Origin of the sequence: Salinisphaera sp. SPP-AMP-43, assembly GCF_049568105.1 — a bacterium.
Classification (GTDB): domain Bacteria; phylum Pseudomonadota; class Gammaproteobacteria; order Nevskiales; family Salinisphaeraceae; genus Salinisphaera.
In genome coordinates this window covers 3316040-3340687 of sequence record NZ_CP145335.1, presented here as the reverse complement: position 1 = coordinate 3340687, position 24648 = coordinate 3316040, and the positions used below count along the sequence as shown (strand labels likewise).

General features: G+C 61.4%; 16 protein-coding genes. 9 read left to right on the top strand and 7 right to left on the bottom strand.

The window, feature by feature from the left end; genetic code table 11:
• Positions 1 to 25: 25 nt before the first annotated feature.
• Both V5738_RS14280 and V5738_RS14275 read right to left on the bottom strand, forming a co-directional pair.
• Entirely contained in the window at positions 26 to 1063 is a 1038-nt protein-coding gene (locus V5738_RS14280) for a proline racemase family protein (RefSeq protein WP_423821487.1), read from the bottom strand.
• A complete protein-coding gene (locus V5738_RS14275; protein WP_423821486.1) occupies positions 1063 to 2220 on the bottom strand; it encodes an alcohol dehydrogenase catalytic domain-containing protein in 1158 nt (385 codons plus the stop codon). The genes V5738_RS14280 and V5738_RS14275 overlap by 1 nt, the downstream gene beginning before the upstream one ends.
• Before the next feature lie 666 nt (positions 2221 to 2886).
• Here V5738_RS14275 and V5738_RS14270 point away from each other — a divergent pair.
• Positions 2887 to 3213: a hypothetical protein gene (locus tag V5738_RS14270; protein WP_423821485.1), complete on the top strand. Its 327-nt coding sequence runs from the start codon at positions 2887 to 2889 to the stop codon at positions 3211 to 3213.
• Positions 3214 to 3362: 149 nt separating this feature from the next.
• Here V5738_RS14270 and V5738_RS14265 read toward each other — a convergent pair whose 3' ends face one another.
• On the bottom strand, positions 3363 to 4334 hold the full coding sequence (locus tag V5738_RS14265) for a helix-turn-helix domain-containing protein (RefSeq protein WP_423821484.1): 972 nt from the start codon (positions 4332 to 4334) through the stop codon (positions 3363 to 3365).
• 157 nt (positions 4335 to 4491) lie between these two features.
• Here V5738_RS14265 and V5738_RS14260 point away from each other — a divergent pair, with 157 nt between their 5' ends.
• The 5 genes from V5738_RS14260 to V5738_RS14240 all read left to right on the top strand — a co-directional run bounded on the left by V5738_RS14260 (position 4492) and on the right by V5738_RS14240 (position 11263).
• Entirely contained in the window at positions 4492 to 6012 is a 1521-nt protein-coding gene (locus V5738_RS14260; RefSeq protein WP_423821483.1) for an aldehyde dehydrogenase family protein, read from the top strand.
• A 52-nt stretch (positions 6013 to 6064) separates the two neighbouring features.
• On the top strand, positions 6065 to 7477 hold the full coding sequence (locus tag V5738_RS14255) for an ethanolamine ammonia-lyase subunit EutB (RefSeq protein ID WP_423821482.1): 1413 nt from the start codon (positions 6065 to 6067) through the stop codon (positions 7475 to 7477).
• A complete protein-coding gene (eutC, locus tag V5738_RS14250; protein ID WP_423821481.1) occupies positions 7470 to 8342 on the top strand; it encodes an ethanolamine ammonia-lyase subunit EutC in 873 nt (290 codons plus the stop codon). The genes V5738_RS14255 and eutC overlap by 8 nt, the downstream gene beginning before the upstream one ends.
• A 35-nt stretch (positions 8343 to 8377) precedes the next feature.
• Positions 8378 to 9781 carry an ethanolamine permease gene (eat, locus tag V5738_RS14245; RefSeq protein WP_423821480.1) on the top strand — a complete coding sequence of 468 codons (1404 nt, stop codon included), beginning with the start codon at positions 8378 to 8380 and terminating at the stop codon, positions 9779 to 9781.
• A gap of 375 nt (positions 9782 to 10156) precedes the next feature.
• Positions 10157 to 11263, top strand: a complete 1107-nt coding sequence (locus tag V5738_RS14240; RefSeq protein WP_423821479.1) for a phosphotransferase family protein — start codon at positions 10157 to 10159, stop codon at positions 11261 to 11263.
• Between the two features lie 93 nt (positions 11264 to 11356).
• On the opposite strand, the gene V5738_RS14235 is transcribed toward V5738_RS14240, so the two are convergent.
• Positions 11357 to 12775: a dynamin family protein gene (locus tag V5738_RS14235; RefSeq protein WP_423821478.1), complete on the bottom strand. Its 1419-nt coding sequence runs from the start codon at positions 12773 to 12775 to the stop codon at positions 11357 to 11359.
• Between the two features lie 293 nt (positions 12776 to 13068).
• On the opposite strand from V5738_RS14235, the gene V5738_RS14230 reads away from it, so the two are divergent.
• Positions 13069 to 15300 (top strand): putative bifunctional diguanylate cyclase/phosphodiesterase, encoded by a 2232-nt coding sequence (locus tag V5738_RS14230; RefSeq protein ID WP_423821476.1) that lies wholly within the window; start codon positions 13069 to 13071, stop codon positions 15298 to 15300.
• Positions 15301 to 15345: 45 nt separating this feature from the next.
• Here V5738_RS14230 and V5738_RS14225 read toward each other — a convergent pair whose 3' ends face one another.
• A complete protein-coding gene (locus V5738_RS14225; protein ID WP_423821475.1) occupies positions 15346 to 17055 on the bottom strand; it encodes a PilZ domain-containing protein in 1710 nt (569 codons plus the stop codon).
• Between the two features lie 250 nt (positions 17056 to 17305).
• Between V5738_RS14225 and yghU the strand changes: the two genes are divergently transcribed.
• Positions 17306 to 18187 (top strand): glutathione-dependent disulfide-bond oxidoreductase, encoded by an 882-nt coding sequence (gene yghU / locus V5738_RS14220; protein WP_423821473.1) that lies wholly within the window; start codon positions 17306 to 17308, stop codon positions 18185 to 18187.
• Between the two features lie 224 nt (positions 18188 to 18411).
• Complete coding sequence (gene gnd, locus V5738_RS14215; RefSeq protein ID WP_423821472.1) at positions 18412 to 19395, top strand: phosphogluconate dehydrogenase (NAD(+)-dependent, decarboxylating); 984 nt, start codon at positions 18412 to 18414, stop codon at positions 19393 to 19395.
• Between the two features lie 274 nt (positions 19396 to 19669).
• Here the strand turns inward: gnd and V5738_RS14210 are convergent, their stop codons facing one another.
• Together V5738_RS14210 and V5738_RS14205 are read right to left on the bottom strand one after the other, a co-directional pair.
• Positions 19670 to 21898, bottom strand: coding sequence for a putative bifunctional diguanylate cyclase/phosphodiesterase (locus tag V5738_RS14210; protein ID WP_423821471.1), 2229 nt, complete (start codon positions 21896 to 21898; stop codon positions 19670 to 19672).
• A gap of 683 nt (positions 21899 to 22581) precedes the next feature.
• Entirely contained in the window at positions 22582 to 23868 is a 1287-nt protein-coding gene (locus tag V5738_RS14205) for a methyl-accepting chemotaxis protein (protein WP_423821470.1), read from the bottom strand.
• Positions 23869 to 24648 lie beyond the last annotated feature (780 nt).

The following is a 24648-nucleotide window of genomic DNA, read 5'->3' as shown; positions in this document are numbered from 1 at the left end:
CCTGGCGCGTGTCCGGCGGGCTCATTCAGCGGCGTTCGTCCACCACGCCGCCGAGCGTCAGATGCGTGATCATTGGATCGTCGGCATTGGCGATGATTTCGGAGTTGGCGATGACGTGCGATTTGCCGGTAATGGTGTTGTTGACTACGTCGTGGCCTTCGGCATGATCGCGGGCCACGAATTCGCCGATAAAGCGCGTGTTGCGCAGCGAAACCGTCTCCAGCCGATCACCGGGGCCGATCTGGCCGCGATGATTCATCAAGGCCAGCCGGGCCGAGGTGCCAGTGCCGGTGGTGCTGCGGCAGATCACCCCGGGATGGACATAGGTCGCTGAACGCGAACGATAGAAACCGTCGGCCGGGTTGTCGACCGGGCCCATGAAATGCAGAAACGGCAGCGGCCCGACATCGCCCAGGCTATAGTGCGAGAACAAGCGATCGGCCCGAATTGCCTCGACGATCGCATGCGCGGTTTCGGCCAGGCGGCGTTCCTCAGAGGCCACCAGCTCGAAACCGAGCTCGGTGGCATCCACTAGGGCATAGAAGCCGCCGCTATAAGCGACGTGATAGGTGATTTCGCCGATCCCCGGCACGTCGATGCGTGCATCAAAGGTGTCGATGTAGCTTGGCAGGCCTTCGCAGGTGATCGCTTCAACCACGCCGTTTTCGACCCGGGCCTCGATCTGGACCAGGCCGGCCGGTGCTTCCAGCATGAAGTGCTGTACACCTTCGATCTTGTCCACGATGCCGGCTTCGAGCACGGCAGTGGCGGTACAGATAGTGTTCGAGCCGGAATAGATTGGATAGCCCATCACTTCCATGATGATATAGCCGGCCGCAGCCCGAGGGTCGCTGGGCGGCACGATCAGATCCACCGACATCTCGGGAATGCCATAGGGCTCTTCAAGCAGCAACCGGCGCAGATCGTCGGCCTCGTCGCGCAGATAGACCATCTGGGCACGGACGGTATCGCCCGGTAGCTCCTTAATCCCCGAGGTTACGATCCGGCTCACATCGCCGCCGGCATGGGTATCCATCAGACGCAGGGCATACTGGCGGCTCATCAGACGTTCTCCAGGGTATAAGGGACGCCGTGCTCGGCCCACTGACTGTCGGGCACGACCACGATCTTGCCGAGGAAGTTCGAGCCGCGATCGACGAAATAACGCTCGCATTCGCGCAGCCGCGACAGTTTGAAGGCCGCATGCAGTACCGGCTTGAGCTGGCCGGCTCGGATCCAGTCGATGAGTTGTTCGGCTTCTACGCGGGTGCCGTGGGACACGCCGAAGATCTGGACCTGGTAGAGATAGATCACGGTCCACATTACCTCGGTCACGTTGGAACCACTGGCGCCGGCAATCGATAGCCTTGGATAGCTGGTGCGCGCGTTCATGTCGAAGGTCATGGCTTCGATAAAGCGCATGGTCGCGTCGCCGCCAACCAGGTCCATCACGGCATCGAGGGGGGCGCCGCCCGTGGCTTCGCGGACCTGTGCGGTAAAGTCGTCCATGTGTCGGCGATCGAAGACATGCGCGACCCCGAGCTCATACAGTGGGGCGGCTTTTTCTTCTGTGGACAGGGCATAGGGAATGGCGCCGATGACCCGGCAGAGCTGGATCAGCGCCGTGCCGACCCCGCCACTGGCGCCGGTGACCAAGACATGCTCACCGGCCCCGACGTTCGCGGCCGTGAGCATGTGGTAGGCGGTTTGATAGGAACACATGCCCATCGAAGCCAGCTCGGCGTCTGAGAGTTCCGGGTTGTTCACAGCATGGAACTGGTCCGACGGCAGCACGACGTATTCGGCAAAACCACCGTCGGCGCCATGCCCGTAGTAATCGGGTGTGAGATTGATATCGCGGCGGTCCGAGCCGTAGATATTGAAATCCAGCAGTCCCCGTTCGCCGATACGCGTTTCGGCGACCTCGGCGCCGATCGCGGCCACCCGGCCGACGATATCGGCGCCCTGGATGCGCGGGAAGGTCAGAGTCGGTGAGCCGCCGATCGCGAACGAGGTGGTGTCGTCCTTATCCTTGGTTGGATACAGCCCTTCGCGTGCCTTGCGGTCGGTATTGTTCTTTGCGGTCGCGGTGACCCGGACCAGCACTTCGCCCGGGCCAGGCTTGGGCACGGGAACATCTTGGTTATAGACCAACTGGTCCAGACCGCCGTGGCCGACCAGTTGCATGGCCGCCATCTGGGCTGGGATCGATTCGGGCATGATACGAGCTCCGATAGGAGGATGAATCGTTGCCATCGATGCTGTGCCCGATGGCATGGATAGCAAATGCTAGTGCCCCGCCGATTAGATTCAAAGACGCCAGACGTCGAGGGGGTTCTGCCGCCGGCCGGCGATGGATGCCAATCAAGCCCACCGGCGGGCGATAAGACGTGCTGGCTATGGCCGGGCCGATGGCGCTCCCAGGGGCACCCAACCCGTATGCGGCTGCGCACCAGGATCGGCGGTCGCGATCCGGGTTCAGCCGAACCGCGGGAATCGGTTGCCGAGCAGCGCGGGCCAGACGCTCGAGCTTCTGCTTGAGGCGAGCGTGGCAACCGGCCCGCAAAGCGGGCTCGACGATTAGGTCCGTGGCTGTGCGCAAACATGGTGCGTTTGTGATCCGGCGCGGCTCAATCAATGGCTGGTTTGGTGCGTTTGAGCCATCGCGTATGGCCGGATCTCGATTGTATCGGGGCGGCGCCGACCTCCGATAAAAGCTGCATCATCAAGCTATTGCATGCGTATCGCTATGGGCGGAACCTAGGCGATAAATCAGGGCTATCGCTGGCATTAAACTTTAGTCGTAACCGAACCCTTGCATCTGTCTGATAAGACGCCAAACTAGCCTCCGTACGACGAAAGTATTATTCGACAGCGAGGTCGAAAATGACGCACCGAAATCTTTTCCGCAGTATTGCTCTCACCACTGGCGCCGCTTTGATTGGCATCGCCGGTGCCAATGCCCAGGCGCAGGTTAGCGCGGGCAACTACCAGACCCATGTGGTTTCGGACACCACCCGTCATACGGCCGAACACCATGATGTTTCGGCGCATAGTGACTATCGTCGGGTGGCGAAGGACAACGCGGCCGTGCAGTCTGGCAACTATCAGACCCACGTCATGCCGCGCAGCACCCGCCGTACGGCGGATGCAGACTCGGTCGATGGGCGCCATGACGAAGTTGTGATGTCCGGTTCGGCCGATCGCCGATAAGGTCTCCTCCCAAGCGATCGGTTGCCTCGATCGCTCGATGATGGAAAGCCCGGCCGCTCGGTCGGGCTTTTTTTATGCCTGCCGGAGCTGTAGAGGTCGTCTAAAAGCCGAATAGAGGCCGCGCTTTCGTGCAGTCAGCGCGGCGGCGGTTACTCCGCGAACGGCACTGAGGGCGGCTGATTCGCAGGCGTCCAATCGCGGTCGATCGCGGGCTGGCCGGATCGGCGGCGATAGCTGCTCGGTGGCAGACCTGTGGCAGCCTTGAAACAGCGCGAGAAATGGCTGGGACTGCGATAGCCCAGATCGAGACAGATCTGAGTAATCGGCGCCGAGCTGAAGGTCAGGCGGTCTCGGGCCTGGTCGATACGTAGTTTCTGTTGGTATTCGCCGGGTGTGTAGCCGATTTCTCGCTTGAACTGGCGATACAGCTGCGCCTTGCTCATACAGGCCGAGCGGGCCAGCTCGCCGCAGTCCAGAGGTCGGGACAAATTATCCCGTAGCCATTGCAAGGCCGCTGCAAGACCGTGCCGGGGCTGGTCGCCGGTACGCACCTCTTCGAGCAGTAGCTCGCGACTCTGGGTCCGCAGCATGCGCACGATCAGCTCGTCCAGGGCCAGATCGATCAAGGCATCGCGATCCGGGTGGTCGTCGTCGTAGAGCTGGATCAGCCGTTCCAGCAAGGCCTGGGTAGGGGCACCATGGGGCATATGCAGAGCGCGCGGCACATAGTCCCATGTGGGTAAGCCGCCATCACGCGGCTGCCGGGTGTTGAGCATGTCGCAGACCCGGGCCACCTGACTGCGATCGATCTCGATCGTCATGCAGGTCGTGGGCGAGTCCAGTCGGGCCTCGGGAAAATCGATCAGAACCTGTTGGTCTGGGGCCAGCACGAACGACTCGTTAGGTAGAAAATCGCAAGGGGTATCAGTGGCCCCGTGCATGATCTTGCGCCCGGCCAGCATGCCGCAGTACAGCAGATGGCTGGACGATAGAGCGACCCGGGCGGCCGGATAGTAAGTGTCATAAATGGACAGTTGCGAGTTATCACCGGCGATCGCGACTCGATTTTCGATGAGTCTTAATGGGGTTTGCCGACTTTTTAATAATGTATTCGAAGGCATCGATATCGTCTGATTTCGTGATCGTCCAATTGAGACTGGAGCGCAAGCGTTTGCGATTGTCCGACAAGTCGGTGCGCTGTGTTCGCGCTAGCGTGAATTCACGACGCAAGTTGCGACTCTTGTTCGAGAAATCACAAAAAGCGGAGCGAGTGCCATTATGCTTTATGCTAACCCCGGTCAAACCGATGCCCTGGTCAGCTTCAACGAACGCTACGATAACTTCATTAACGGCGAATGGCGGGCCCCGGCCGATGGCCGCTATCTGAGCAATGTCACCCCGGTCACCGGCAAAGCCTTCTGCGAGGTGCCGCGCTCGTCCGCCGAGGATATCGACGCTGCGGTCGATGCCGCCAGTCGAGCCGCGCCGGGCTGGGCAGCGACCCCGGCCACCGAGCGCTCGCGGTTGCTACTGCGAGTCGCCGACCGGATCGAAGAGAACCTAGAGTCGCTGGCGGTCGCCGAGACCTGGGACAACGGTAAACCGGTGCGTGAGACGCTGGCGGCCGATCTGCCGTTGTTGGTCGATCATTTTCGCTACTTCGCCGGCTGTATCCGGGCCCAGGAAGGCTCGATTTCCGAGATCGACGAAGACACGGTCGCCTATCACACCCACGAGCCGTTCGGCGTGGTGGGCCAGATCATCCCTTGGAACTTCCCGTTGTTGATGGCCGGCTGGAAGATCGCGCCGGCGCTGGCCGCGGGCAATTGCAGCGTACTCAAGCCGGCCGAGCAGACCCCGGCCTCGATCTGCAAGCTGTTGGAGATCATCGGCGATATCTTGCCGCCTGGCGTCCTCAACGTGGTTCACGGTCTGGGCGGCGAGGCCGGGGCAGCACTGGCCGAGCATCCACGGATCGCCAAACTGGCCTTTACTGGCTCGACGCCGATCGGCAGCCAGATCATGAGCAATGCCGCCAAGCGCATCGTGCCGGTCACGCTGGAGTTGGGCGGCAAGTCGCCGAACGTGTATTTCTCGGACGTGTTCGAACGCGGCGATGCTTTTGTCGATAAATGCGTGGAAGGGCTGATGATGACCTTTCTCAATCAGGGCGAGGTCTGTACCTGTCCTTCGCGCGCGCTGATTCAGGAAGACATCTACGAACCGCTGATGGAACGAGCGGTCGAGCGGGCCCGCGCTCTGCGCCAGGGCAATCCGCTGGATACCGATACTGAGATCGGGGCCCAGGTCTCGCGCGAGCAGTTCGATAAGATCATGTCGTATATGGACATCGGTCGCGACGAGGGCGCCGAGCTGCTACTGGGCGGTGGCAAGGCCGATATGGAAGGCGATCTGGCCGGCGGGTTTTATATCCAGCCGACCATGTTCAAGGGTGAGAACAGCATGCGGATCTTCCAGGAAGAAATCTTCGGCCCAACCCAGGCGATTGCGACCTTTTCCGACGAGGCCCAGGCAATCTCGATCGCCAACCATACCGAGTTCGGCCTTGGCGCCGGGGTATGGACCGGCGACATCAATCGTGCCCATCGGGTCAGCCGCCGGATCCAGGCCGGGCGAGTCTGGGTGAACTGCTATCACCAGTACCCGGCCCATGCCGCGTTTGGCGGCTACAAACGGTCGGGCATCGGCCGCGAGACCCATAAGCAGGCGCTCGAGCACTACCAGCAGACCAAATGCCAGCTGGTGTCTTATTCGGACAGCCCGGCCGGCCTGTTCTAGTGCCTCGCGATCCGGTACATAGGGTTGGCAGGGACCTTGCAAGGAGGTGTTTATGAGTGATTATCGATATACCCTCGGTGAACGCACCTTCGTGTTCGATTCGCTGGCCGACGTTATGGCCAAGGCAACGCCGGCCCGGTCGGGCGATCGGCTGGCCGGCGTCGTCGCGGAATCGGCCGAGCAGCGCGTGGTGGCCCAGATGCTGCTGGCCGAGTTGCCCCTCAAGCGGTTCCTGGAGGAGCCGCTTGTGCCCTACGAAGACGATGAGATCACGCGGCTGATTCTCGACAGCCACGATCGGCAGGCGTTCGCGCCGATCTCGCATCTCACGGTCGGCGACTTTCGCAACTGGCTGCTCTCCGATGCTGTGGATGCCGGGGTCGTGGCCGCTATCAGGCCCGGTATAACGCCTGAAATGGCGGCGGCCGTATCCAAGATCATGCGCAACCAGGATCTGATTCTGGCCGCGAAACGGGCGCCGGTGGTTACCGCCTTTCGCAATACCCTCGGCCGGCCCGGGCGCCTGTCGACCCGGTTGCAGCCCAACCATCCGACCGACGATGCGACCGGCATCGCCGCCTCGATTCTAGATGGTCTGCTGTATGGCAACGGCGATGCTGTGATCGGCATCAATCCAGCCACCGACAACGTCGCCCAAACCAAGCGTCTGCTGCATTTGCTCGACGACATCATCGGTCGCTACGAGATCCCCACCCAGTCCTGCGTGCTCACTCACGTGACCAACACCATCGAGGCAATCGAGGGCGGGGCGCCGGTCGATCTAGTGTTTCAGTCGATCGGCGGCACCGAGGCCACCAACCGCAGCTTCGGTTTTTCGCTGTCCGATCTGGCCGAGGCCCGCGACGCGGCGCTGTCGTTAAAACGTGGCACGGTCGGCGACAACGTCATGTATTTCGAAACCGGGCAGGGCAGTTCGCTGTCGGCCAATGCTCACCATGGCATCGACCAGCAGACGCTGGAAGCCCGAAGCTACGGCGTGGCCCGCCACTTCGAACCGTTGTTAACCAATACCGTGGTCGGCTTCATCGGCCCGGAGTATCTGTTCGACGGCAAGGAGATCATCCGCGCGGGGCTAGAAGATCACTTCTGCGGCAAGCTGCTCGGCGTGCCGATGGGCTGCGATGTCTGCTACACCAATCATGCCGAGGCCGACCAGAACGATATGGACAACCTGCTCACCCTGCTGGGCGTGGCCGGAGTCAATTTCGTGATGGGCATCCCGGGCTCGGATGACATCATGCTCAATTACCAGACGACCTCTTTCCACGATGCCCTCTATGCCCGCCGTGCTCTGGGGCTACAGGCGGCACCCGAGTTCGAGGCCTGGTTGGAACAGTCCGGTGTGTTCACCGACGCCGCTGCTCAGCGCCTGAACGACGAGACACCAGGTGCTTTTGCCGATGCCCTGCAGCGCCTACCGGCCGGGGAATCTGCCGATGAATGACGATCACGACAACCTCCGGACGCCGGTGGCCAGGGCCGCCGAAAACGGTGGCGTCATCCCTAATCGCTGGCGGCAGCTGCGAGCGTTTACCGACGCTCGGATCGGGCTCGGCCGTGCTGGTGTCAGCCTGCCGACCGATCGCATGCTGGCCTTCCAGCTTGCCCATGCCCAGGCCATCGATGCCGTGCATCGGGCTTTCGATATCGAGGCTTGGTGTTCGGCACTGGCCGAGTCGGGTATCGACGGGCCGCTCGGCCAGGCGCCGACGCGCCTACACAGCCAGGCCGACGACCGTACGATCTATCTGCAGCGGCCGGATCTGGGGCGGCTGCTGAACGAGGCATCACGGACCGCGCTGAGTGAAACACAGCACAGCACTCAGCAGCCGTTCGACCTGGCCGTAACGGTGGTCGACGGGCTATCCGCGCGTGCCGTTCACGATCATGCCGTGACTTTTCTCGAAGCGTTATCCGAAGTTTTGGCCGACAGCGACCACGACTGGCGGATCGCGCCGTTGACGCTGGTCGAGCAGGGCCGGGTCGCGATCGGCGACGATATCGCGCCCCGGCTCAACGCCAAGGCAGTACTGGTGCTGATCGGCGAGCGGCCGGGATTGAGCTCGCCCGACAGCCTTGGCCTATATCTGACCTGGGCCCCGGGGCGCGATACCAGCGATGCAGACCGCAACTGTATTTCCAATGTGCGTCCGGCCGGCCTGACACCGCAGCGCGCAGCCCAGCGGCTGGTCTATCTGCTTGATGAGGCTAAGCGGCTCGGGCTTACCGGGGTCGGGCTCAAGGATCGCAGCGACGACGGCGTGATCGAGAACGACGACGCAGGGACCCGCAACTTCCTGACCGGCTAGGCCGGCTTCCCAATTCATAGCCAACGAGACAACACATGAGCGATCCGACTGTCGAACAGGAATATTTGGCCAAGCGACAGCTGGCCCGCGGGACCGCTGGCTGGGTTCTGCTGGCCGGGCTGGGTGTGGCCGGTGTCATATCTGGCGATTTTGCCGGCTGGAACTTCGGTATTGGCCAAGCCGGCTGGGGCGGTTTCGTGATCGCTGCGGTTCTCATGGGCGTGATGTATTTCTCGCTGGTCCTGTCGCTGGCCGAAATGTCGGCGGCGATACCGGCAGCCGGTGGCGGCTACAGTTTTGCCCGCCAGGCGATGGGCCCGGCGGGCGGCTATCTGACCGGCTTTGCTGTGCTGATTGAATATGCGCTCGCACCGGCTGCGATCGTCATCTTCATCGGCTCGGCGGTCGCGGAATTGATCGGGCTCAATGGGCCGATCGTATACGCGGTGTTCTATATCGTGTTCGTCGGCATCCATCTGGCCGGCGCCGGCGAAGCGCTCAAAACCATGTTTGCGATCAGCGCGCTCGCGGTGTTCGCGATCGCGGTGACTTCGATCGCCCTGGTCGGCGATTTCGATGCCGCACGCCTGTTCGATATCGCGCCAACCGATGCGCTCGGTGCTTCGACTTTCCTGCCTTATGGCTGGTACGGCGTCTGGGCGGCCTTGCCGTTCGGAATGTGGCTGTTTCTGGCCGTCGAAGGCGTGCCCCTGGCTGCGGAAGAGTCCAAGAACCCGGCCCGCGACGTGCCACGCGGCATCATCGCGGCCATGCTATTCCTGATCTGTACGGCAGTCCTCGTGGTCGTTCTATTAGCCGGTGCCGCCGGGGCGAAAATGATCGGCGATAGCGGCGTGCCGCTGGTCGATGCGCTGCGTGCCAGCGGTAGTCCGGGGCTGGCCACGATGGTCAACGTGCTGGCGCTGGCCGGGCTGGTGGCCTCGTTCTTTTCGATCATCTTCGGCTATAGCCGACTGGTGTTCGCCTTGTCGCGGGCCGGCTATCTGCCGCGTGCGCTGTCGCTGACCGGTGCGCGCAAAACGCCGGTCTGGGCGTTGATCGTACCCGGCGTGCTGGGTTTCCTGGTGTCGCTGACCGGCGCCGGTGATTTGATCCTGAGCATGGCCGTAGTAGGAGCAACCCTGTCCTATGCGCTGATGGCGGCCAGCCATATTCTGCTGCGTCTGCGCCAGCCCGAATTGCATCGTCCTTATCGCACCCCGGGTGGCATTGTGACCTCGTCGATCGCGCTGGTGCTGTCGTTGGTGGCGCTGACCGGGGTCTATGCCTTCGATCCGCGGGCGTTCGGCTATACCCTGCTGCTGTTTGCGATCGGGGCGGCCTATTTCTTCGTCTATAGTCGGCATCATCTGGTGGCCAAGACGGCCGATGAGGAATTCCGCCTGCTCGCCAGTGCCGAGTCCGATCTAGAGGACTGAAACCGGTAGTGTGGGCTAGGGCCCGGCGCTCGCCTGCAGAGCGGGGCGGCGGGCCCATCCCGGCCCGGGTGTTCGCCAAAGGGGGCATTGATCGGTCTGTCTGGGCGTGCGAGCGTCGAATTTCATTCGGAATCGGTTTCGGCCGGTTCCTGTTGAAGGAGATGGGGACTATGCCAGCGTATTGCGTACGCGCCGCAGGCGGGCGCGAATCGCCGGCCTGCGTACGGTTTTCGGCGCTTGATGTCCGGGGCGTTTTCGCGGCGATGCATGGCGCGGGCGTCTCACATTTGAGCTTGGGCAGGCCGAGTCCGGCAAGCAGCATGCGCTGCCGGCTAGCGGCTGCTGATGCCGTCGACCGGACCGGGAGAGGGCGTCATGTCGCTGGTTTTTGATGAGCGACGGCCAAATACCGTGGCGCCGCAGCCGACCGAGGCGGTTGACCCAGACCGTTTCGATACCGAGGCGTTGGCACGTTATCTCGACCAACGAGGCCAGAATCATGGCCGCTTATACGTGCAGCGATTCACCGGGGCGCGTTCGAATCCCACGTTCCTGATCGATTCAGGAGACCACGCCGATCGGGCGCAATTCGTCTTGCGCCAACATGCATCGCCTGCGAGTTCGGGATCGGCCGGCCGGTTGGAGCGCGAATACCGGGTCATGGCCGCGCTGGCCGCAACCCCAAGTGTGCCGGTACCGGCGGTTCAAGGGTACTGCGCCGATGAATCCGTGCTCGGCGGCGCGTTCTATCTCATGGACTATGTACCTGGCCGCACATTGGACGACCCCAGGCTCGCAGCCCTGCCAACAGAACAGCGAGGCGGAGTCTATCGCGGTATGGTCGATACCCTGGCTGCCCTGCACGAGGTCGATGTCGCCGAGGTCGGGCTGACCGGGTTCGGACCGGTCCACGGGCACTTGGCGCGCCAGGCGGCGTCTTGGCAGTATCAATACGAACAGGCCGTGGGCACGCCTGATCCGGCGATGGCTGCGCTCGGTGACTGGCTGGTCGTGAATATGCCGGCCGGTACGGCTCCTACCATCACCCATGGCGACTTTCGTCTGGCCAATCTTATGTTCGCCGCAGACCGGGCCGAACTGGCCGCGGTACTGGACTGGGAATTGGCTACCCTGGGCCATCCCTTAGCGGATCTGGCCTATGCCTGTCTGCCGTATTATCTGCCCGATGACATGGAATTGTTGCCTGGCATGCTCGGGCTGAATCTGACGGCATGGGGCATTCCCGACGAATCCGAGTTGCTGGCGCGCTATCGCTCGATTCGTGGTCTGCCGCCGATCGAGGGTTGGCCCGTGTTTATCGCCTATGCCCTGTTCGGCATGGCAGCTTTGGCCCAGACGGCCCAGGCCCGTGCGTTCCCGGGGGAAGCCCATAGCGAACAGGGGCTACGGGTTGCCCAGCAAGTCGGCGAGCTCGCCGAGCTCGGCTGGCAGATGGCGCGTTATCACCAGACGGCCTGTTGAGAAAGCAGCTGGCCGGTGCCGGTCGAATGCCAGTACGGCGACCGGAGGCTTGGAACGCGGCGATCGACCACGGCGATCGCCGCATCGTTGTGGCTAGCCGGACGGCTGGGTAAAGCGGTCGTTGAGCCGGCGTACCATCGTTTCCTGTTTGCCTCGAATCCGGGCCACGCGGCGCCGGGCAAAGACATGCCAGCCCTTGGGATGAATCGAAAATAAGCCACGCCACCAGCGTGTATTGCGGCGGAACGCACGCTTCAGATCGAGGCTGAAGGTCTGCTGCGAGGCCGGCTGAATGCGTTTGCTGATCTGGCGCGCAGCCAGTGTGCGGCTACCGAAATGGATCAGGCCGAGCACGATCACCACGAACGCCACGATGGCCCAGCCGGACGGGGTATTGCTGAACATCCGTTCGACGCCCCCCATGGCTGTATCGTGTGCCCAGATGAAAGCGGCGCCACAGGCCAGCACGATCGGCAGCAGCGCCAAGCCGTCGTAGATCAGGGTGCGGCGCCGCCACTGGCGTAGATGCTGTCGAAGCTGACCAACGCCCTGGCGGCCGGCCAAGGCGTCGGCGGCGCCGGTCATGAGTTCGACCACGCGATAGGCGCGATCGACCTCGACGCCTTTCATGCGCCGATGGATTTCGGCGATATCTTCGTCTTTTTTCTGCTTGAAGCGCGTGGCCAGCGATTCATCGGCGATCGGATCGGCGGCCTCCTCGTCGTAGATGCGTAGGAATCGGCCAGCGGTCAGGCCGGAGGAGGCTAGGGCCCGTTGCCAGGCGGCCACGACGTCCTCTGGGTTGTCTTCTCCGGCCGTGGTGTCGATCTGATTGAGTACGAACAGAAATTTGCTCGCATCGTCGCGATTGATCGTGTTCGAGACCAGATGTTGCAGCGTGTCCCGCATGGCCCCGGGTTCGGGGTGGCGGGCGTCGAAGAACACCAGCACCAGATCGGATAGATCGATGATGCGATCGGTGATCTGCAGGGTGGCCGATCGCTGGTTGTCGGCATCAAAACCCGGGGAATCGAGCAGGATCTTGCCGCGAATCTGTTCGGAGTTGCAGGTCTTGAGCTGCAAATAGTTGTTGATGCGTCGCCCTTCGCCGATCGCGACGTCTTCGATATCGCCGCTGATACGGTAGAAAGGAAACCGCAGGTCGGCATCCAGGGCGGTGCCGGGTAGGGTGCGCGGCTCGCCGTCCTCGCTGTAGCAGATCACGGAAAAACGATCGTCGACCGCCTGGTTGCCGGTGCGCTGCAGCGTCGTGCCCAGGTAGCTGTTGATGAAGCTCGACTTGCCGGCCGAAAAGGTACCCAGGAGCGAGATGACCGGCCACCAGGGAACACGCCGCGTGAAACTCTCGCCCGGGGCCAGCAGGCCCATACGATGGGCGATGCGGTCCAGTCGCCGGAATTCAGCGAGAGGCTCGAGCAGTAAAGGATTCTCTCGCTTTAGATGGGTCTCGAGAGAATCGGTAGTCGTGGCGTGTTTGGACGATTGATTCATGGTTTCTCTGCGGATCGGGCCGGGGCACCGGGTCGTCGCGGACCAAGCGAGCATCATACTATGCCAGTGTTACGAGCATACCGAGTGCAGTCGCCCGGTGTCGCCCGGTTTGGCGGGGCGCAGACCCGGTCGTCTCGAAACACGGGCGATAACCACAAGCGCGGATGCGGCCGAGTCGGGTATTCTTTATGACTTCCGGTCATGTATCGACGTAGACAGTAACGAGGGCTGGCTGCGGCTCACCCGGTACACCAACCGCTCTGTTCATCGACACGATCTAGGGGGATCGCATCGTGTCCGACACCAGTGTTTCAGCTGTTTCAAAAGTCGTACGAAGTGCGGCCCAGGTACTGGATTGCCAGTCTGCGGTGTTTTACCGGTTCGATTCGAATACGTTCTATCCGGTGTATAGCCAGGGTAGGGCATCGGCGACCGCCCATCCGATCGCCGATGCCGGTTGGATAGCAGCCAGGCCGGGGATCGATGCGATCCGTATTTTTCGCAACCCAGGGGCTGAGCCGAGTGGCGTACCGCCGTTCGTTGTCCGGGATATGCAGCACGCTCGATTTGTCGTGCTGGCGCCGGTCATGGCTGCCGACAATCGAGTAACCGGGCTGTTGCTGCTGGCCGATGCCGCCTTGCCGGCCGGGCCCAGTGCGGCGGCGCTGTATGCGCTTTGTACGCATACATTGCAGCTATCGCGAGAATGCGAGCGCCCGGCCTCGGTCGAGGAGCCTATAGCCGAGGATGGCTGGGACATTTCCAATCGGCTCCGGCTGTTCGAATCGGTGGTCGAGCATGCCACGGACGCCGTGCTGATCACCGAAGCCCGGCCGATCGAATTGCCCGGGCCACGTATTATTTATTGCAACGCTTCGTTTACCAACACGACGGGCTATACCGAAGCCGAGGTGCTCGGACAAACACCGCGCCTGCTACAGAACGCGCAAACCTGTCGTGCGACGCTCGACCGGGTTCGCGAGGCCCTGGCGCACTGGCAGCCGATCGAGGTCGAGCTGCTCAACCAGCGCAAGAACGGTCAGCACTTCTGGATGGAACTGAGCGTCGTGCCGGTCGCCAACGAACAAGGGCGCTATACGCACTGGGTGTCGGTGCAACGCGATATCACCGAGCGCCGGCGCGCCGATGCGGTCGCTGCGCAAATGCGGCTGACCGAAGCCCAGAATGCGGTGCTCGAAGCCAAGTTGCAGGAGCGGCATCGGGTCGAACGCTCGCTGGCCTATGCGGCTTCGCATGATGATTTGACCCACCTGCATAACCGCTCATATGTCATGGAGCGCCTCGAAGACCTGCTGGCTCAGGACGTGATCGGTACCAGTCTGCTGTTTCTCGACATGGATCGGTTCAAGCGGATCAACGATACGCTCGGCCATCGCGCTGGGGACGTGTTGTTGACTCAGATGGCGCGCCGGCTGGAAACCTGTGTACGCCACGGCGATACGCTCGCGCGGGTTGGCGGCGACGAATTCCTGGTACTGATCGAAAACGATCGCGACGGGCAGGTTGCCGCTGGCGTGGCCGAACGCATCATAACCGCTTTCGAGCTGCCGTTTCGGGTCAGCGAACAGGACATCGTGTCGTCTGCCAGTGTTGGCATCGTGCAACTCGACAACAGTTACGACTCGCCGGAGCAGATGATCCGGGATGCCGATCTTGCGATGTATGCGGCCAAGCAGGACGGGCCCGGCCACTATCGCCGGTTCTGTCATGCCATGCGGTCTCAGGCGAGCGAGCGGCTAGCGCTGCAGACCGATCTGCAGCAGGCGCTGGATCACGAGCAGCTCGCGCTGTTGTATCAGCCGATCTATGCCCTGGGGCCACAGGGCGACTGGCTCGGGGTCGAGGCACTGGTACGCTGGCAGCATCCGGAGCGGGGCCTTCTCGAGCCTGGTGCATTCGTTGGCCTGGCCGAGGAGGCCGGTCTGGCGCGCGAGATGGGCGACTGGATCATGCGTCGCGCCTGCCGAGAGCTGATCGACTGGGGCCGGGCCGCCGATCACTGGCGGCTGTTCGTCAATGTATCGATGCGCGAGCTGCGTGACCATCGCTTTCTGGAACAGATCGACGCTGCGTTGGCGGCCAGTGGGCTGGCTCCCGAGCGGCTTTGCCTCGAAATTACCGAAGCAGTGTTCGATGACGATCCGGAGCCGGTGGCTGTGGTGCTCGAGCAGCTGCGTATACGGGGTATTCGGGTCGCGCTCGACGATTTCGGCGCAGGCTACTCATCGCTGGGGTATCTGAATCGCTATCCGATCGATGCGATCAAGATCGATCGCGCGTTCGTGATCGCGATCACCCATACTGAGCGGACGCGGGCCATCGTCGACAGCATCTTATCCCTGGGCCAGGCCTTGCGGGTCGACGTAATTGCCGAAGGCATTGAAACCGAGGAAGAACTGGCTCTGCTGAAGCGTCTGGGCTGTCCCTACGGTCAGGGCTACTGGCTGACGCCGCCGCTTAGCGCGAACCAGATCGTGGACACGCTGGATACGGTGAGCGATTGATCGATATGGCCGATGCCATGCGCTATCGGCGCGATTCCAAGGCTGTTAGATCGAAGCCATGACCGCTGGCGGAGCATAAAGCTCGCAGGGATCGTAGGCCAATGGATGTTGCAGACCGCCGAGCTGATGCAAATCGACGCCGTCGAGCACGGTGTTGAGGCGTTGATGCCCGGCGGCATTAAGGTTGCGTAATACGCGAACGCGTAGCGGCTGGCCGTGCTCGTCCAACGCCATGACCTGGGCACGAAAGCCGTTGTTGTAACGCACCATCGTACCGATCGGATAGGGCCCCTGACGCTGCAGGTAACGACGAACCCAGTACTCGTCGAAGTCGTGTTCTCGATACAGCTGTCGACAGGCTTCGAAGGCAGTGACCGGGGGTTGGCCGTAATAGCCGCGAACGCGAGCGTCCACGGATTTAACGATCTGCGCGGCTTGGCTGGCGCGGCCCACGGGCGTGGTTGCGGAGCGGCTCTCGGGCGCGAAGCCGGCGATGATCCGGCGCGTGGTCGAATTCCCCAGCGCCGGATGGTCGCTCAGCTGCTCAACCAGAGTTGCGACATGCTGGCCAGCGCACGTGCCTGTACAGTGCCTGACGTCGGCAAGCGTTGGGGCCGGCGTATGGGCGAGTGTTACCAGGCCGATGTCGTGTACGAGGGCGCCGAGCACGACATCGTGGGCATCGACCCCGAGATCGTTTTCGGCAAGCACCAGATCGGCTAATCGACCCGCGACCGCGATCGAGTGCTGGATCAGCGGCGGCTGTTCGATCAGCGACGCCAGAGCCAACAGAAAGACCTGACGATCGTCGACCAGCAGATCGCAGAGCCGACTGGCGCCGTCGCACAGGGCCGTGGCTGGCAGCGGCTGATCGCTACGCAGAGCCAGTGCAGCGCGGCTCAGGTCATAGGCGATACCCAACAATGGCTTGCGCATCGCCGTACGATGGCGGGCGACCGAGGATTTGCGTGTGCTAGCGGGTTCAGTGGCGGCTTCGGTTTTGAACAGAGTGCCGGCGTTACGTCCGATTCGGCGTTGGCCCTGGCGTACCGCGATTTCCATCTCGATTTCCTGTAGCCACAACCAGAGCTGCTGTTGGCGGAGCTCGTCGCTCGGGCCGAAGGCCATGCCGATACGGGCGAGGGCGCCCGGGCCGAGCAGACGCACATAGCGCACGGTCGCGCTACCTTCGAAGCGATCGCCATTTGGAAAAACGATCGCGATATCGATTTCAGGGCCATCGACGTCCAGAGTCAGCGCTGCGGCAATCGGTAACTCGATCTGGCAGCCCCCGGCCGATAGATCGACCAGGCGAGCACTGAGCAACGGCCTGGCCGCCGGCCCGAGGATCTCGAAACGGGCGGTCATGCCCTTGACGAAGGTCAGGCGCAGGTTCTTGCGTTTATTTTCGACCCTTAGCCGTTCGGGAATCGAAAAATGGCGCTCGCCAGAGGGGGTTTCTTCGGTTTCGGGAAACGGGACGATGGCGTCGAATAACAGGGTTTCCTGATCGGCGATGGCGGCCAGTTCCAGGCCGCGCTCGGGCAGGAAGTGCTCGGCCCAGGCCTCGGCGCTCGCGTCCAGTACCAGAGCTTCTGCGGCCTCGTCGATGCGCAGTTCAGCGACCGGTAGGCTCCACCCCGCGACCGGCTCTCTGAGCGTGAGTGCCCGTGGCTGGGTCTCGATCAACTGCAGTGTTCGAGTGACCTGTTCGTGATCGCGGAATTCGAGTACATCGGTCGCTAAGCTGTTCATGACATGCGCGACCGTCAGGCAGCGCTGAGTGATGGATCCCGATAGCGTTTAACGGTTGTTGCGGCCGTATCTTGAGATCGCCGGCCTCCACTAAAAGTCGTATAGGGCCAGTCTTGGATGACCGAAGCGTTCGATCATCGGGCCGAATAGCGGCAGGCGCCTTAAAAGTTCCAGCCCGGGGCGGGCGGCTCGATGAAGCGTTTTCTGTGCAGTAGTACACTGGCCGTCTTTGTATTCTGCAGTAAACCTCATGAACGATTCCACGACGTCCGAACTCCCTAAAGTCTGGACCTGGGAGCAGGAAAGCGGCGGCCAATTCGCCAGCATCAATCGGCCATACGCCGGGGCACGCTACGAAGCCGAGTTGCCGGTGGGCAAGCACTATTACCAGTTGTATTCCCTGGCCACCCCGAACGGTGTAAAGGTCACTACATTGTTCGAGGAGCTGCTCGAAGCCGGCTACAGCCAGGCCGAGTACGATGCCTGGCCCATTCGCATCGGCGACGGCGAGCAGTTTTCCAGTGGCTACGTCGCAGCCAATCCGAATTCGAAAATTCCGGTACTAGTAGATCGCAGTACCACCACGCCACGGCGGATCTTTGAATCGGGCGCGATTCTGCTGTATCTGGCCGAACGGTTCGGCGCTTTTTTGCCGACCGATCCGGATGTGCGGACCGAGGCGCTGAACTGGCTGTTCTGGCAAATGGGCAGTGCGCCTTATCTCGGCGGTGGCTTCGGCCATTTCTATAACTACGCCCCGGAGACCGTTGAGTACGCGATCAATCGGTTCACGATGGAAGCCAAGCGTCAGCTCGATGTGCTCGACCGGCGTCTAGCCGACCATACCTACCTGGCCGGCGAGGAATACACCATCGCCGACATCGCGACCTGGCCCTGGTATGGGGCGCTCGCGCTTGGGCGTCTTTACGATGCAGGCGAATTCCTACAGGTGGACGAGTACCAGAATCTGCAGCGCTGGGCGCGCGCGATCGATGAGCGGCCGGCAGTACGACGCGGGCGGATGGTCAATCGCCTATGGGGCGAGCCGTCCGAGCAGTTGCATGAGCGGCACAGCGCCAGCGATTTCAAAAATCGGACCCAGGATAAGCTCGAGGCTTCGAGCACAGAGTAGCTCGACATGCCCGACGTCTTGACGCAACGACTATACGACGGTCTGGCCGATCGGCCAGACGGGCGTTCGCCCCGGGCGCTGCGTTTGTAAACGGCGCCCTCCTGCAGCAGAGGGTAGCGCGGGGTGGAGACCCACCCCGCGGGTTCACTCTGTAGAATGAGACGCGTCTCAAGAGGCGTTACGAAGCCTTGAATGCCTCGTATCACGCAAATAGGAGAACTTTTGTGAAAATTGGAGTGCTCGGATTGGGCCGTATGGGCGGTAATATCGCCTGTCGCCTGATGGATGCCGACCATGAATGCGTGGTGTTTGATACCAGTTCGGAGGCCGTCGACAAGATCGCCGGCGAAGGCGCAGAGGCCGCGGCAGGGCTAGCGGAACTGGTCGAAGCCTTGCCCCAGCCGCGTACGCTCTGGCTGATGCTGCCGGCCGGGGAGATTACCGAAAATACGATCACAGAATTGGCGCCGTTGCTGGCCAGCGGCGATACCGTCATCGATGGTGGCAACGCGAATTTTCACGACGATGTGCGACGCGCCGAAATGCTGTCCGAGCAGGGTATCCACTATATGGATATCGGTGTCTCCGGCGGTGTCTGGGGACGCGAGCGAGGTTATTGTCTGATGATCGGCGGCGATCGCGAGCAGGCCGAACGCCTGGACCCGGTCTTTGCCACGCTCGCGCCGGGGGCCGGCGATATCAATCCCACGCAGGGCCGCTCTGACGAACTGGACCCGCGCGCCGAGCAGGGCTATTTGTATTGCGGCCCGGCCGGCTCGGGACATTTCGTTAAAATGGTTCATAACGGGATCGAGTACGGCATGATGGCGGCCTATGCCGAAGGTTTCGATATCCTCAAAAACCGCTCGGCCGAGTTTCTACCGGACAACGAGCGTTTCGACCTGAACCTGGCGGATATCGCCGAAGTTTGGCGGCGCGGTAGCGTGATCTCGTCCTGGCTGCTGGATCTGACGTCCAGCGCCCTGGCCGAAGACCAGGCCCTGGACGAATTCAGCGGCGAAGTCGCGGATTCCGGTGAAGGGCGTTGGACCATCAACGCAGCCGTCGAACAGGCGGTACCCGCGAACGTCTTGTCGGCTGCCTTGTTTGCACGTTTTCGTTCGCGCAATACGCCGAGTTTCGGTGACAAGCTACAGTCGGCGATGCGTAACCAGTTTGGTGGCCACGTCGAAACCCACAACGATTGAACCGGGCGGCCGGTGGTGCTGTCGCCACCGGGCCGCAGCGGTAGGTCGGTCTTGCCGATAGGCAAGGGGCTGCACTGCCCAAGCGTCATTCGAAGCAAACGCCACCTGAAATCAGGATGGCATTGGCAGTTTCTTTTTGGGCTTTGCGGTGAGCTGGGTCGTCGCAGCACAGCGTGGCTGAGTCAGATCGGTGGCCGATCCCGTGGTTGGGCCACACCGATGCCCGACGGTCGGCAAGAGTAGCGGGTGTGGCTATGACGCGATCTGGAAACGCTTAGCGGGTGCCGCTACGGGGCTGGCTTGAGTCGCCTGTTTGTAATGGCGTGCGCCAATGGGTCATGCGTTGCTGTAGTTCGTCGAGCGGTAGCGCGGGGCTGAAATAAAACCCTTGGCCCAGCAGGCACTGGTGGCCGATCAAGGTTTGCATATCGTTTTCGGTCTCGACGCCTTCGGCGACCGGCTCGATCGTTAGATCGAGCGCCATTCGAATCAGGTTGCGAACCAGTTCGTTGGCAGACCCACCTTCGTTGAGCCCCTGGATGAAGCTTTTGTCGATCTTGAGGCGCTGGATCGGCAGCCGGCTGAGATAGCTCAGGCTCGAATAGCCGGTGCCGAAATCATCGATCGCCATGGGAATGCCCATGGTATGGAGTGTTTCCAGCGTCGTGGTCGACTGGGCGTCCTCGGTCAGAAATACGCTTTCGGTAATTTCTATCTCCAAGGCCTGGGGCGGCAGTTGGAACCGTTCAAGCGTATCGCGAACCGTAGCAACGAAATGCGGGTCGCCGAGCTGTATGGCCGATACATTGATCGCCATGCGCAGCCAGGTATGGCCGGATTCGCGTAGTTGCGCCAGATCACGGCAGGCCCGGTTGAGCACCCATCGGCCTAGATCGATGATCATGCCTGTTTCTTCGGCGACCGGAATGAACTGATCCGGTCGCCGATAGGATTCATCGGCCGTCGGCCACCGCAGGAGCGCTTCCAGGCCCACGAGTGATTGTTCGGCCATATCGACCTGCGGTTGGTAATGCAGTTCGAATTCGTCTTGGTCCAGAGACTGTCGCATGGCCGCCGTGATCACGGCCCGGTCGCGCAGCTTATGTTCCATGACCGGGTCGAACCAACGAACCGCCTGACCGCCGGCGGATTTGGCCTCGTACATCGCCAGATCGGCCCGTCGCAACAGGGTTTCGGTATCGGCGCCATCCTGCGGGTAGGTGGCGATGCCCATGCTGCAGGAGGTGCAGAGTTGTTCTTCGTGGATCGCGAACGGGCGCGAGAATACATCCTGTAGTCGTGCGGCGAGAGCCGGCAGCGAGCGTGTCAAACGCGGTGCCGCAGTCAGCAAGACGAATTCATCGCCGCTGATCCGGGCTAGGGTGTCATGGCTACGTATACGTCTACTAAGACGTTTGGCGATTTCCCGAAGCAGGATATCGCCTGCGTCGTGCCCCTTAGTGTCGTTGATGCGCTTGAAGTGGTCGAGGTCGAGCATCAAGACGGCAATCTCGTTGCCGGTTTGGGCCGCGCTTTTGAGCGCTGTGGTCAGCCGTTCACGCAGCAGTTCCCGGTTCGGCAGGCCGGTGAGGTGGTCGTGGTTGACGTGATAGGTCAACAATTCCTCGAAATTCTTGCGCTCGGTGATGTCCTGCACTACACCGATCCAATGCCCGATATCGCCGTCGTTCTCGAAAACCGGGGTGATGTGAGCGTCCAGCCAGTGCGCGTTCTCGGGGCCATGCTGTACTGGAATAACCGCGCGGGCCGGCTGTCCGGCGCGCAAGGCGCGGGTCAGTTGATCAAGCACTTCGTGCTCGGGCGTGGCAAATAGTTCGGTCAATGCACAGCCGATGATCTGGTGCTGCGACTTACCACATAGTCGGGCCATGGCCGAGTTGGCGTAGTGTACGCCCGCCGTGTCGTCGTTGGCGCAAATGAATAGCCCGTTGTGACTGCCCTCGAGCGCTTGATTGCGCAGTTCCAGGCTGCGCTCGCGCTGCTTTTCTATCGTGACGTCGCGGGCGACGATCAAAAAAGCAGGTTGGGTCTGGTGATGGACGGCATGCGCTGAAAGCTCGACTTCCAGAGGGCGGCCGCTTTGGGTCAGCTGATGACAGCAATCTGGGGTTTGGATCGCGGAATTCAGCCATTGGCGCCACCGCTCGAACGAGTCGGACTCGGCAGCCGGGCCGAGATCGACCAGCGTCAAACTCAAGAACGTGTGGCGATCGTAGCCGTAACAGTGTTCAGCCGCGGTATTGACGTCGATCAGGGCGAGCGTTGCGGCATCGATCAGTAATAGGGGCAGCGGATGGTTCGTGAACAGCTCGTATCGAAACGACTGGGCATGTTCAAGATGCTCGCTGAGCGCGCCGAGCCGAGCCTGGCTGGCCGCAAGTTTGTTGGCTGTGCGTTTGGCGGTGGCTTGTGCGGTCAGGCGTGCCCGTCGTTCTTTCAGGGCCCGCTGACGCCAATATCGGCTGCTGTTCGAATCCGTCATACATGAGCCAATGCAAGGTGCGGCCTCGAAGGCGTGGTGCTTGCTGCTTCGGTATTTGCGTGGACCGAGATACGGACCATCATGAAAATGACCTGTCCATCGGCCGGCGCGGCGGCCACCAGCATTGGCTGATTTTGGCGCGCTCGCCTCAACCCATCGTTCCCCGATGCGCGACCGCTAGGGCTAACCCACATGAAAAAGCCTGCGTCGATAGCTGCGACTGACGCCACGCCGGCCGGTTCGTACTGTAAATTTTGGACGGCAAACGTCGTAAATCTCCCCCGCCACGAGAATGTCGCGGCGTCGAGCGTAAAATAGCACGTTCATCGCTGATCAGCCGATAGCGAGTTTCGTGACTGGCACAATGCCAAAGAACAAGCTGTGGGCCAGTCGCCAAACCAAGTGCCGAGAACGAACAGCCGGCTAAAATTATCGCTTCGACGAGTCGATAGCCGGATAACGATAGGGACGCCAAAGTAGCCCGAAGCCACGATCCGGAGGTTGGGGTGCAAGTACGGCAGTGTCATCCATACCTATCCTGTTTGGCTGCCATGGCCTAGGACATGGCAGCAACGAGCGTGAGCGCCGACCTCGCGCACACGGGCAGCGTTGATGTGCAAACTCTGTCAGTGTGACCCGGTAACCGAGGGGCGGCGGGCTATAGGGGGCGAGTGGCGCGTGGTCTAGGCATGATCATGCTCGAGATCACAAAGCGAGCTGTTGAGCTTGGCAATTCCTTCAGCTTGGGTTTCGGCCGCCTCGGCGATCTGTTGAATACGCTGGTCGACCTGCTCAGAAGCATCGACCATTCGGGCGATGGTCGCGCGGGTTTGTTCGGCCCCTTGATTGCATTCATCGAGTGCGCCGGTCACACCGCGAATCAAGGCTGCGATATCGCGTGCTGATTCGGTACTGCGATTGGCCAATGCACGCACTTCCTGGGCGACCACTGCGAAGCCGCGACCGTTCTGGCCAGCCCGTGCAGCTTCTACCGATGCGTTCAAAGCCAGGATATTGGTCTGAAAAGCGAGGGAGTCGAGTGTATCGACAATCTGTGCCATATCCCGGGCTTGTTGGTTGATAGCGTCGATCCGAGTGGCCCATTGTTCGATCACTCGGTCGCTGTCGCGTGCTTGGGTTACGGCATCGGTCGACGATTGGCCAGCGGTACGAGCATCGGCCGCAATGGCGGGCACGGTATCGGATAGGGCTGCTAATGATGACTGCAGATGGGCAACTGTGCGCGTTCTTGCGGTGACATTGGTGGCATATTTCACAATCTTGAACGGCTCGCCCGAGCTATCGAAGATCGGGTTGTAACTGGCTTGGATCCAAATCGGAGTGCCGTTTTTATGGATACGCCGAAATAAGGCCGTTTTGAATTGGCCCTGGCGCAGATCGGTCCAGAAACGTTGGTATGCTTCGGATTTCCCCTCTTCGGGGGCGACGAACATGCAGTGGTGCTTGCCGGCAATCTCGTCCCGCCGATACCCGAGTGTGGCGAGAAAGTTATCGTTCGCATCCAGAATCGTACCGTCGAGCTTAAAGCTGATCACGGCTTGGGAGCGATCGATGGCGGCAATCTGGCCTTCCAGGTCAGCTTTATTGCGCTGCAGTTCGGTTACGTCCGTAGCGTAGCCGATCACGCTCTGGATCCGGCGCCGCCGGTTGCGAACTGGGCAATAGCTGACCCGAAGCCAGATATTTTGGCCATCCGCGGCGATACGCTGGTAGATGCCGGACTGGGTCTGGCCTTCGGCTAGACGTTGCCGGAACTGGTGGTGCTCGTTGTCGTCACGAGTCGCCTCGGGAACCAGAATATCGTGGCTACGGCCGATGATATCGGGTCGTTCGTAGCCGAATATTTGTAGAAAATCGCTGTTCGTATCGATGATCGTGCCATCGGGTTTGAACTCAATGAATGCCTGGGCTGTCTCGGCCGAGCTCGATGATCGACGTTTTGCGCCCATGACGCGGCGTCGTGGCTTCGTATTCGCGGCGAAACCGATATGAATCATTAGTCCCCCAAGGCCGCCCGGTTGGCAGTCAATAGCATCCCCTACAAAGACGTAACGGCGCTAGGCCCTATTACTTTAGGTTGTAATTAATATCTTAATTAGAGTTAATTTATATGTTCATGAAAGTTTTGTTTTTTTATATTTTTATTTTATTCAAATGTAATATGAAGTAATTTCTAGAGGGCCGCCTACCAGGCGTTGAGGCACCTGTTTCGTAGCCGATCGGGCAAGGGGTACGAGAGCGCGTCTCGGTAGTCGCTGGCTCCCCTTCAGGGAACGCGCGGGCCAGGCATCGATCCAAGACCGGCCGTGAAGTCGCGGCAGTTGGCGGCTCGCTCGAAGTTTAGAGAGAAGCATTCCGGGCGCGCTGCGTCGATGGACTGGTCTATTCGGATCTCTTTTATGCAGAAGATTATCTGCCGTCCGATAGGCCCTAACGGCCTTATCGTCCATGTCGATCGACAAGCCGCTTGCCGTAGCCGTCGGCGCACCACGCGAAGGCCCAATCTGCGCGCCATAGGCTGGGCGCCAGCACTGGCAGGTTGGGTGATCGGTGGATCGGTAAGCGCCAACGGCTCATCAATGAAATCGGGTGCGAAAGGTCGGCGGGCCGAATGGACGCTGGCGAGTGATCGGTTGCGCTAGGGATTGTCTTGTTGATCACGCTAGCTGCGGGCTTGGCGGCTGATGTGCGGGCGCGAGCAGCCTGTGCCGGCTCAGATTCGTATAGGG